At 27.7% G+C, this 11,060-nt stretch carries 11 protein-coding genes; 2 read left to right on the top strand and 9 right to left on the bottom strand.

The features are described from left to right. Positions 1–11: 11 nt before the first annotated feature. The 6 genes from B5E87_RS05955 to B5E87_RS05930 all read right to left on the bottom strand — a co-directional run bounded on the left by B5E87_RS05955 (position 12) and on the right by B5E87_RS05930 (position 5,887). Positions 12–191, bottom strand: a complete 180-nt coding sequence (locus B5E87_RS05955) for a DpnD/PcfM family protein (protein ID WP_087244012.1) — start codon at positions 189–191, stop codon at positions 12–14. A gap of 56 nt (positions 192–247) precedes the next feature. Further along, positions 248–2,500 carry a GmrSD restriction endonuclease domain-containing protein gene (locus B5E87_RS05950; RefSeq protein ID WP_087244011.1) on the bottom strand — a complete coding sequence of 751 codons (2,253 nt, stop codon included), beginning with the start codon at positions 2,498–2,500 and terminating at the stop codon, positions 248–250. A 148-nt stretch (positions 2,501–2,648) separates the two neighbouring features. Beyond that, a complete protein-coding gene (locus B5E87_RS05945) occupies positions 2,649–3,611 on the bottom strand; it encodes an HNH endonuclease domain-containing protein (RefSeq protein WP_087244010.1) in 963 nt (320 codons plus the stop codon). Then, complete coding sequence (locus B5E87_RS05940; RefSeq protein WP_206393143.1) at positions 3,608–3,943, bottom strand: nucleoside triphosphate pyrophosphohydrolase; 336 nt, start codon at positions 3,941–3,943, stop codon at positions 3,608–3,610. Before B5E87_RS05940 ends, B5E87_RS05945 begins: the two co-directional genes overlap by 4 nt. A 388-nt stretch (positions 3,944–4,331) precedes the next feature. Next, positions 4,332–5,234: a restriction endonuclease gene (locus B5E87_RS05935; protein ID WP_087244009.1), complete on the bottom strand. Its 903-nt coding sequence runs from the start codon at positions 5,232–5,234 to the stop codon at positions 4,332–4,334. A 41-nt stretch (positions 5,235–5,275) separates the two neighbouring features. Continuing rightward, on the bottom strand, positions 5,276–5,887 hold the full coding sequence (locus tag B5E87_RS05930) for a hypothetical protein (RefSeq protein ID WP_087244008.1): 612 nt from the start codon (positions 5,885–5,887) through the stop codon (positions 5,276–5,278). 105 nt (positions 5,888–5,992) lie between these two features. Between B5E87_RS05930 and B5E87_RS05925 the strand changes: the two genes are divergently transcribed. Continuing rightward, a complete protein-coding gene (locus tag B5E87_RS05925) occupies positions 5,993–6,736 on the top strand; it encodes a Type 1 glutamine amidotransferase-like domain-containing protein (protein ID WP_087244007.1) in 744 nt (247 codons plus the stop codon). A 145-nt stretch (positions 6,737–6,881) separates the two neighbouring features. Beyond that, complete coding sequence (locus B5E87_RS05920) at positions 6,882–8,141, top strand: methionine gamma-lyase family protein (RefSeq protein WP_087244006.1); 1,260 nt, start codon at positions 6,882–6,884, stop codon at positions 8,139–8,141. On the opposite strand, the gene B5E87_RS05915 is transcribed toward B5E87_RS05920, so the two are convergent. The 3 genes from B5E87_RS05915 to pnuC form a co-directional block, all read right to left on the bottom strand. After that, positions 8,138–8,884, bottom strand: coding sequence for an SDR family NAD(P)-dependent oxidoreductase (locus B5E87_RS05915; RefSeq protein ID WP_087244005.1), 747 nt, complete (start codon positions 8,882–8,884; stop codon positions 8,138–8,140). The genes B5E87_RS05920 and B5E87_RS05915 overlap by 4 nt on opposite strands. A gap of 20 nt (positions 8,885–8,904) precedes the next feature. After that, positions 8,905–9,462: an elongation factor P gene (efp, locus tag B5E87_RS05910; protein WP_087244004.1), complete on the bottom strand. Its 558-nt coding sequence runs from the start codon at positions 9,460–9,462 to the stop codon at positions 8,905–8,907. A gap of 74 nt (positions 9,463–9,536) precedes the next feature. After that, a complete protein-coding gene (gene pnuC / locus B5E87_RS05905) occupies positions 9,537–10,766 on the bottom strand; it encodes a nicotinamide riboside transporter PnuC (protein ID WP_087244003.1) in 1,230 nt (409 codons plus the stop codon). Between the last annotated feature and the right edge of the window lie 294 nt (positions 10,767–11,060).

Below are 11,060 nucleotides of genomic sequence, written 5' to 3'. Positions count from 1 at the left end.
TTAGTTCATTACTAAGGGATCTTTTCATTAACTTCAATACTTGTTTCAATATCACATTCTTCAGGATAAAGCATAAATTCACCTGAATCATATTTTGATTGTATCAACTGTCTTGCTTGTTCTTCATTTTCAGCTTCTACACTAATGCTTTTACTTAAAGTTTCATGAATTGTTATTGTATATTTTTTCATTTCATCACCATGATTATCATGGATCAATTTTTAAAGTAAGTCAAGTTAAGATGAAACTATTTGAAACGTCTATACTTACCGCGAGATATAAATTCTATATATCCTTTATCTCTTAAATGTTGCAAATTCTGACGAATCTTTGATTCAAGATTATTATTATTCGGATATAATTCTTCTAATTCATCTTTGTAATTATACATTTCTGTAATATCAAATTCATTTTTTTTCATCTTTTTTACAATATTTAATATATCCTTTTCAGATTGACTTAACTCTTCGTAAAGCATTTCACTTTTAGTTGATAAAACGTATTTTGAAGATTTGTCTTTTACAGATAAATTCTTTTGGGAATTCTTGTTATTATTTGCACAATGATTTTTGAATTCAAGTTGATTATAAAAAAGATTATCAATAATTTTTTTCTTTACGATTTTATATCTACAGTCTAAAAACCTAAAATAATCTTCTTTTAATTCGTTAAAGTCAGTATAATCTTTATCCATCCATTCCAAATCTTTTTTTGTAGTAAAAGAAAAACGTGCTTCAATTTCTTGAAGAGAAATTTCTTTTTCATATAGACATTGTAGATATTTATTATCTTCATATAATGTTTTATCTTTTTTCTTTCTATTAATAGCTTCTCTCAACAAACAAATATTCGCAAAAGAGCTGATAGGTAATCCAATTTGTTCATCATTTTTTGCAACCTTTTTAATTAAAATTTTCAATTTACCTTTAGGTGCTAAATGTTCAATATCATAATTAATGTCATCATTTTGTTCATAGGCAGAAAATGATCTATTATAAATAATACTTAACAATAATTTTTCAATAGATTTTGGCTCGGCTACTTTTTTACTTTCTTTACGACTATTAATGTTGCTTATCCAATGATCTAGTTCATTTTCAAGTTTTTCTGGTGATATTTCATCAGTATAATAATTTTTGTCTAAAGACACGTGATTAAGTTTGCTGTCTCCACTTCCACGCCAGTAATCATTTAATATGTCAACAAGATATCGTTTAAAAGCATAGCTTTTAAATGCTTTTTTAAACTTTTTATAATCAGCATTTGATCTGTCAATTAAAATTGTTCTACCTATAATTTCATTACCAGATTCATCATATGTGTATGTAGAATATTTAAAATTAAAATAATTCGAAACTATTGAGCAGATTTGAAATTCTGATTGATTAATAGCTTTAGAATCTTTTCTTTTATTTAATTTAAATTCTAAATAAGGTTTAAAAATTGCATATACACAATCTATTGTATTTAAAACATTAACTAAAAATTGATTAAATTGATTGTCTGTAGGAAATAGTTCTTGTATTATCGCTGGTAATTCTGCTAATTTACTATTTTGATTTCCTATACAAGCATTTACAAGACTAAAGCCACTACTTTCTACATTTTGATCATTTTTTGATCTAAAGAAGAAATATGGATATCTTACTGATATTAGTTTTCCAAATCCAAATAATATTTGATAAAAATTTAATTTTTTCGTCTTTTTTATATCATAAGGATTATACCCTTCAATACTGAAATTATTTTCCAAAATACTTCCGTAAAATTTATCTACATATTCTATAATATCCAACAATTTATTATCAATAATTTTGTATTCATACGTTGTCCATGTAGCTGATAATATTTGATATTTAGATAATGTTATGCCTTTAGAATTAATTCTACTAAATATGTCTGGTAAACTATCTGGATTACCTTCATATACTATTGCTGGAATTTCAAGATTTACCAAATCTTCACATTCATTTCTAAAGCATGAAAATTCATCAATTAAAATATTAGTAATCTCAAATAATGCCCCATTATTACATGTTGGAAATTCGGTTTGAATATATTTAACACATTTAGCTGCATTCATATTTTTAATATCTTCTAATGTACGTGTATTATCTTCAACCCATTCTTTAATGACCTTTTCAATGTTCTTTTTAATAGTTTCTTTATTTCCAACCAGTTTTAATTCTAAAAAAATTTTATCTAATGTACTATCTGAAATATTATATTGTTGGAAGTATTTACTTGGATTATATATATATTCATATATTGTAGATATTCTTTGCAAACCATCTATAAGTTCATAATCATTATCTGCTTTTTTATATAACAAAATTGATCCAAAAGGATATCCTTTTTTTATTGAATCCATTAATCCTTCTTTTTGTTTTGGCTTCCACACCTGGCCTCTCTGATATTGAGGAACTTTTATAATACCTTCCTTAATTTTATCAGCAATCTCTTTAGCATTATAATCCTTAATTTTCCATTTTTTAGACATTTTTGAACACCTCTTAACATAATTAGATCATATTTTATGATCTGCGTAAAGATCTTTTAATCTACATAAATATTTTTTAAGATAATAATTACTTCGACATAATAAAATGCTAACCACAAAAGTTAGCATTTTTGCTTTAATGATAATCTTACATCTTACAAGAAACATAGAATTTCTGCACATAGTTATTTTCTATTGCTTGTTTTAAATCATTATAATAGATTGTTCCATAATCAATAGCTTTTATTAATTCTTTATTTCTGTTTTCTAATCTTTTTATAGTTTTCTCATCAGGTATTGTATTACTTTTTCTAGAATTCATTGATTTAGAAGTAATCACTAAGTTCCATATATCGTCACTATACATGAAGGACCATGGTATAACGTGATCAACAGATATATCATTTTCTTCTAAGATATCACCTGTATAAAAATCAATGATTTTTCCATCTTTCATCTGTTCCAACAATATATTTTTAAACTTTGTTAAATTATTTCTTCTTATTTTTTCATCAGAAATTCCTTTTACTTTCAAAGATATTTTTGGACTATTATTAAATTTTTCTAGTAATTGAGCCCACCTGTAATTCAATAATTGTGATAATATAAAAGCATATTCTTTTAAATCTATAACTTCTTCTTTAGAAAAGTAAATTTCTCTTTGTTTTAAATCTATCCTATAAATTTCTAATGTTTTATCTTTAACTTTTTTAAATCTCCAAGATACATCATGTTTTAATGTTATTGCTATTTTATTTATCTTTTTTTGATAAAATTCCAAATCTTTTTTTAAATAATCTTCAGCCAAATCAAACCATATAGGATTATTCATTTGCCTTATTTGGTTAACATAACTAATACATTTCTCAGTTTCTTGAACAATAATAGGTTTCTTAGCAGGACTTTGTTTTAACTGAAAAAAATATATTTGATTCCAATAATATTTGAGCATCTTCACTGCTATTTGTTGAAACGAAAAAACATTCACATCTTGAACAACATCAAGTTCTATAATTAATTCCAACAATGCTCTACCCCATGCTAATTTATATGTATTATCATTATTCATATTTTCAATAATATCTAACCAATTCTTTATATATTCACTCATATCTCATCCTCAATGACATATTCTAAAAAAATCTTTTGCTCAAACTTGCCATTACTTTTACTTTTTTTATCCTTAACATTTTGAATCTCTGTATCATTAATATTATAAATATCTTTAATAGCCTCAACAACCTCTATAACATCAACTAATTCTTCAATTATATTCTGTTTGGTTAACGCTACATTAACCTCATAAGCTTCTTCAATTAATTTCTTTTTTAACTCGATAATGTATTCATCATTAGTAAGTATTCGTGTTTTAAATACTTTACTATCTTTTTCTATAATCTCTGGTATATAGTCTCTCACAAGCTTATTATATATCCTTTTCACTATTTTCACCTTTATACTTCAATTTAACATAAATTAATTATATATATTAATAACATTTACAAAAAATCATCTATATTTCACTTACTTGATTCTTTTAAAGAATTCTAAAATAATATAATGACTCTTTTTATTATATCTTGCGTTATCAAACCGTATCTCTTTAAATTTTTTCTCTATACCACTCATTAATTCCTCTAAAATGAAAACTTTAATTATTCAGTAATAATGTATTTCACAGTCCACTTGAAGCATTTGACTTTTGTATGTCATTTTAAGTTTTGTTTTCAGATAAAAATTATTTAGAAAACGAGTAGTAATCAGATTTATTCCTGAAAAATATCAAACATTTTTAACAAGCGTGTCTAATGGCCTATGAAATATATTTATATTAAACAAGTTCACTATCAAAATAATCCAAATCTAATTGTTTGATTTCATAAGTCTGCACAATACTCACACCTAAATTATATTTCATCATTAAATCCGTTAACATTTTACCATCAACTAAAATGAGCTTAACTTGTAATTGTTTTTTCGCATAATCAATGGCTTCTCTTGTAAAAGTAGATGTTGTAATAAATAATCCTTTTGTACCACCTTGACCAGCTACTGCGCCTAAAAACTTCTGAATTTCTGGTCTTCCCACACTACTTCTATTCCATTTCTTAGCTTGAATATAAATACTATTAAATCCAAACTGATCTTCATTGATAATTCCATCTATACCTTCATCACCACTATAATCAGTTGAAATGATAGATTCTTTATCATAAGCATAACCCATTTTATCTAATAAATCTAAAACCAGTTTTTCAAAGAAAGCTGGATCTTTAGATATAATCATATCCAACAATTCATCACTGACACGTGATGATATCATCTTAATAGATTGACCAATATTTTCTAAAGGTGTAGACTCTTTTGGTTTTGTTTGATTTTCAGGTTGTTCATTATGACGATTTACAAACTGTCTAACTTCTTCATATTGCATTAAATAATCATCATCAACATGAATATGAGAAGATAGTATATTTTCTCCTTGAGGTGTAATTTGATAAACACCTCTTTCTACAGAACGAATCAATCCTGCTTTTGTTAAATATGTTTTTGTCCATCCCAAACGATGATAAATCACTGTTTTATGACTGTTTTCCATCTTTTGATTTCTTTCATCTTCAGTTAAATGTAATACATCAGATACTTCATCTACCATATCACGTACTCTTAACTGATGATGTTTATTTAATACGTGTAACACTTCATTATACATTTCATTATATTGTGGTATCATTTGTTATCTCCTTTACTTTTTTTACAAAATATATAACATTTCTACTTTATTTTATAAATGCTATGATCAGCATCCATGAATGTATCATAATAACTTTTGATTACTTGCTTAAAATGAGCATCTCTTTGATGACATCGACGAATCTGATCTTTTAAAATCGCATTCATATCATAATCTTCCATAATTTCTTCAACACTATTGATATGTCGTAGTTTCCCATATTCTACTATAGATTCAATAATTCCTAATATTTTTTCTTGTGCTTCATTTTTTGGAACGTCATCCAGCACATCGATTCTCTCCATAATAAACCATGGATCGCATATTTTTTCTATATCATAATGTTTTTTAACTATTTTACATATAAGTTGAAGCAAAGCATCAGAATTTAGTATTTGTGCTTTATCATCAACAGCTTCCCAACTCATCTGATCTCTTTTAAAAAAATAATCATCAGTATCTGTTACACTCATATATTCTTGATACTTATCCAATATGTCTTGTTCAGTATACTGAAAACCTAATGGATTGATTTCTTTTAATAACTCATCAATAGATATATTTTTCATATATTCTTCTCTTTGATGATACCTAATAAAACCATCTTGCATTTGTCTTAACATTGCCCTTTTTTCTTCATCACTTAAATGCATATTGCTCAACTCCCTTTTCTTTCTATGATTATTATAACAGATTTTCCTTATCTATTTATCTTGTTTCGATCATTTTTGTGATAAAATAAACATGAGGTGAAAAATATGGTCATTTTTTTAACGAGTAGTCCTACTGGTCCATTAGATGGAAGTAGAAAAGTAGATGGTTTAGATAAGAAAAATCAGTTTGTAGATCAACTGAGAAAATATTGGAAAGAGCATAGTCGTTGTTGTATTATTGCAGCTAGCCCCGATGCCTATGAACAAAATGATGAAATGTGTGACTTCTTTAGAGAAGCTTTTTTGAAAGAAAACTTTTCTATTCAATGTTTTGATCTGATTGATAGAAGATATAGTGACTTTACAAAAGATGAGCTTCAAAAATATGATGTTATATTATTAGGTGGCGGTCATGTTCCTACTCAAAATCAATTCTTTCAAGATATTCAACTGCGAGAAAAAATCAAAGATTTTGATGGAATTATCATTGGTATTAGTGCTGGTAGTATGAATAGTGCAGATATTGTTTATTGTCAGCCTGAAGAAGATGGCGAAGCTATAAATCCAGAGTTTCAAAGATGGATAAGTGGTTTGAATCTTACAAAAATAAATATTATTCCTCATTATCAAATGGTTAAAGATAAATACTTAGATGGTATGAGATTATATGAAGATATCACTTATAAAGATAGCATTGGTCATCCATTCATCGTATTGGTTGATGGAAGTTATTTACTCACTGATAAACACGAAACAATATATGGTGAAAGTTATCTCATTGTTGATGGACATATTCAACTTATATGTCATGAAGATGAAACAAAACGCATAGATGAAATAGAGTTATAGCATGATTATCGTGTTATAACTTTATTTTTATAAAAATACAATAATTATACATTGAAAGTGATTGAAATATTTTAATTGATTTTAATACAAACTATCAATATTCATGTATAATAGATAATGGATTAATTATGGGAGGATTATAAACATGATATTAGAACAAATTCATCCAGATTTACTGGAAATAGCAAAAGAATCAGAAAATATTTTAAATGATATTTATAAAAAAATAGATGAAATAGCTTTAATAAATTCTAATCGTATCTTATCAGCATTTATAGAAAATAGAGTTTCTTATTCTGATTTTGCAGATATTAATGGATATGGAAATTATGATGAAGGAAGAGATAAATTAGAAAAAATCTTTGCGACTGTTCTTGGTTGTGAAGATGCCTTAGTTCGTCCTCAGATTATGAGTGGAACAAACGCATTATATTTAACGCTTTCTGCTTTATTAAAACATGGAGATACCATGATTTCTTTATCTGGAGCTCCTTATGATTCTTTACAAGAAATGATTGGTTTGAGTGGAAATTCTACACAATCATTAAAGGCTAATGGTGTGAAATATGAACAGATTGAATTAGTCAATGATGATTTTGATGATAAGAAAATTGTAGAGAGATTAAAACAGAATAATGTCAAACTTGTTGAAATTCAAAGATCTAGAGGATATTCACATCGTCAATCTCTTTCTATTTCAAAGATTGAACGTATAATTTCAAAGATTCGTGAAGTAAATAAAGACGTCATTATCATGGTTGATAACTGTTATGGTGAGTTAGTAGAAGACAAAGAACCTGGTCATGTTGGAGCTGATGTGGTTGTAGGCTCTTTAATGAAAAACCTCGGTGGTGGAATTGCACCTACTGGTGGATATATAGCAGGAAATCAGGAACTTATTCATATGGTTGCTGAACGTTTGACTGCTCCTGGTATTGGAAAAGATTTAGGTGCTAATTTCAACTTAAACAATACTTTCTTTAAAGGTTTATTTATGGCTCCTAATGCTGTCAAAAATGCTTTAAAAACAGCTGTATTTTCTGCGTATATGTTAGAAAAATTAGGATATTCTAACGTATCTCCTCGTTATGATGAGCCACGCACAGATATCATTCAAACTTTAGAACTCAAAACAAAAGATAATTTAGTGAACTTTACACAAGGGATTCAACAGACAAGCCCTATTGATTCATTCGTTCAAGTTTTACCTGCCCCTATGCCAGGCTATCCTTTTGATGAAGTCATGGCAGCAGGTAGCTTTACACAAGGTAGCACGATTGAATTAAGTGCTGATGCACCTGTTATTGAACCTTATACACTTTACATACAAGGTGGATTAACATTTGAATATGGTAAATTATCTATTTTACTTGCATTATCAAATATGAAAGGGAAGTTGGATTAGCAACTTCCCTTTTGTCCACCATCAATACGTATGACAGTATTATTGATAAAATTAGCTTCATCGCTTATTAAAAATTTCACTAAATAAGCCACTTCTTGAGGATTACCATATCGATTGACCATAATTTTTTCAACTTCTTCTTTTAAAAACTCTTTATCATATCCGTCCAACTCATTTTCTGTTCCTATAAAACCTGGAGCAATACAATTGACATTGACATATGGAGCAAACTCAAAAGCAAGATTATGTGTCATCGAAATCAATGCTGCTTTAGAAGCATCATAATCTATACACATAGGATAATATGTATTGATACCATTAGTTGAAGAAATATTAATAATTCTGCCATATTCCTGATCTAACATATGTCGATAAACACGTTTACTACAATTAAATGCACCCACAACATTGACATCTAAAGTCTTTCTAAATTCTTCAGCATTTTTCAAATGAAAGAGATTAGATAAATCAACAGCAGCATTATTAATTAAAATATCAACACCACCTAGTCCTGATTCAATAGAAGATATCATTTGATCAACTTCATCTTCCTTAGACACATCACATTGAATAGCCATACATCGTACACCATAATTGTCTATAATCATATCTTTTAATGCATGAGCTTCTTTTTTGGATGTGAGATAATTAATCACAATATCATAACCTTGTTTTCCAAGTTCCAAAGCAATGGCTTTTCCAATACCTTGTGCTCCACCTGTAATTAATACAACTTTATTCATCTTTGAAAAAAAGAGCTTGATTAAGCTCTTCCTGCATACTTACCATCTGCTGTAAAGACAACAATTTTTTCTCCAGGTTCAATGAACTGAGGAACACGTAATGATAATCCTGTATCAGTCACAGCATCTTTTGTTTGATTAGATGGTGCTCCTTTAATAGCTGGATCTGTTTCTACAACTGTTAATTCTACTTTTTCTGGTACAGATACTGATAATAAATCACCTTCAAAGAACATTAATGAAACTTCTGAACCTTCAATAATATAATATTGAGTATCTCCAACTTGATCATTAGCTAATTCATATGTTTCATATGTTTCCATATCCATGAAATAAAATGTTGATCCATCTTTATATGAATATTGTGCTGTTTTTCTTGAAATATTAGCTTGATCAAATTTTGTATTTGCATTAAAGTTTCTTTCTTGAATTGCATTTGTTTTTAAGTTTCTCATTTTTGTTTTTAAGATAGCTGCACCTTTTCCTGGTTTCACATGTTGAAAGTCTAATACCTGGCAAGGATCACCATCAACAATTAAAGTTAATCCTGTTCTAAAATCTCCCGCTGATATAGCCATATTTTTCACTCCTTATATTTTTTAAGATTTTCTTTCACGCTTATTTTACCAATTTTATAAACAATCTACAAGTCTCATGCAGTGATTTGTTTTTGTTTTTCTTGTGAATGTGACTGAATATACTTACTCCACTTAATATAACCATATGTGGTATTTGTAAAGTAACCTAATTTTAGAACTAATAAAACATATTGTCCAGAAATCACATTAATAACAGCTTCAAGGAATGCACAAATATACCATGCAATCCATTGTTCCCTTAATCTAAAGAAAATAAACAATCCATTTGCAATTCCTACAGCTGATGCACAGGCATCAATATATATAATGGCTGTTTCTAATAATTGGTTGTTGTAAAAATCAGTTGAGATATCTAAACCACTAATAAAATATCCCACAACAATTGTCCAAACCACAATACCTACAATAACCAAAACTTCTTGGTATCCTTTGAGTTTTCTGACAACTGTCAATTCACTTTCTTCTTCATCTTTATGTCTTGTCCAGTTAATATAACTAATAATATCAATTGGTAACCAGAACAATAATGTTGTGACCATTGTCGCAAAACGATACATTAAGACAACACACATTGCTATTTCTACGATTTCTACGAATACAGAAACAAGGAAATTGTATCTTGATTGCTTAGAAATAAGTAACTCACAAAGAATATTCAGGAATGTATCTAGTAAATAAAGCAACATGATGATAATTCCATTGACACCATTTGCACTTTCTTCTGGAAAAATAACAGAAATAATCGTAGCCAATACCATGATTGATAAAAACCATGATTTTTCATATGTTGTAAACTGTTTTGCAAATAATGTCATAATCAAAACAGATATCATCAAAATAAATGAAGCAATTCCAAAGTTAAACACAGGTGTTAATTCATTGGCTTTGACTTGTCCATATGAATGTTGTATTTCCTGATCTGTTATATTTTGATGATCAAAATAGAGCTTTGTTCCATTATCAGTTTCATATTCATATGCTGTAATACTATCATCTTCTAATTGAATGTAATCTTCATACGAATAAGAAACAACTAATTGCTTATCCCCACTTATATATGTAACATCACAAACTGTATTATCCTCACTATAATCTTCTAGTTCCCTATCTCTAGTCATTTCTATACTTTGGATAAACTTTGCATCATTGACATGGGCATTCACTTGGAACATACCATATCCAATAGATACAATAGAAGCAACACATAATAAAATAGAAATAATAACTTCTGCAATACGTAACCCTTTTCTAGGTTCCATATTGGCTTTAAAAAACTTTATCATATCAAACCTTCTCCCCTATCATTTGCATTTTATAACATGCTTTCCTATTATAAACTATTTTGGTGGAAGATGGTATATTTAATTATTAATTAGTATTAAAATTACTTATTACTAGAACTAGAACCTTTAATTTTTTTCTACACATCTTATAAAATCTCTAATCGTATAATGAAAGTTCGTTTATTTCAAGATTCTTTATAAAATCGCTCTTTTTAAGAATTTTATTGCTATTTATTTAATGTATTAATAATCTTCAAAAATTCATGAATTTACTAGCAGAGAGATCATCATATA

The organism is Massilimicrobiota sp. An142 (genome assembly GCF_002160725.1).
GTDB classification, from domain to species: Bacteria; Bacillota_I; Bacilli_A; order Erysipelotrichales; family Coprobacillaceae; genus Allocoprobacillus; species Allocoprobacillus merdigallinarum.
The sequence above is the reverse complement of the archived record's forward strand: the minus strand, read 5'-3'. Positions and strand labels throughout refer to the sequence as shown.

Bases quoted from the DNA above. Each gene is read 5' to 3' on its own strand.
- B5E87_RS05955 (WP_087244012.1), bottom strand. From the start codon at position 191: ATGAAAAAATATACAATAACAATTCATGAAACTTTAAGTAAAAGCATT.
- B5E87_RS05950 (WP_087244011.1), bottom strand. From the start codon at position 2,500: ATGTCTAAAAAATGGAAAATTAAGGATTATAATGCTAAAGAGATTGCT.
- B5E87_RS05945 (WP_087244010.1), bottom strand. From the start codon at position 3,611: ATGAGTGAATATATAAAGAATTGGTTAGATATTATTGAAAATATGAAT.
- B5E87_RS05935 (WP_087244009.1), bottom strand. From the start codon at position 5,234: ATGATACCACAATATAATGAAATGTATAATGAAGTGTTACACGTATTA.
- B5E87_RS05930 (WP_087244008.1), bottom strand. From the start codon at position 5,887: ATGCATTTAAGTGATGAAGAAAAAAGGGCAATGTTAAGACAAATGCAA.
- B5E87_RS05925 (WP_087244007.1), top strand. From the start codon at position 5,993: ATGGTCATTTTTTTAACGAGTAGTCCTACTGGTCCATTAGATGGAAGT.
- B5E87_RS05920 (WP_087244006.1), top strand. From the start codon at position 6,882: ATGATATTAGAACAAATTCATCCAGATTTACTGGAAATAGCAAAAGAA.
- B5E87_RS05915 (WP_087244005.1), bottom strand. From the start codon at position 8,884: ATGAATAAAGTTGTATTAATTACAGGTGGAGCACAAGGTATTGGAAAA.
- efp (WP_087244004.1), bottom strand. From the start codon at position 9,462: ATGGCTATATCAGCGGGAGATTTTAGAACAGGATTAACTTTAATTGTT.
- pnuC (WP_087244003.1), bottom strand. From the start codon at position 10,766: ATGATAAAGTTTTTTAAAGCCAATATGGAACCTAGAAAAGGGTTACGT.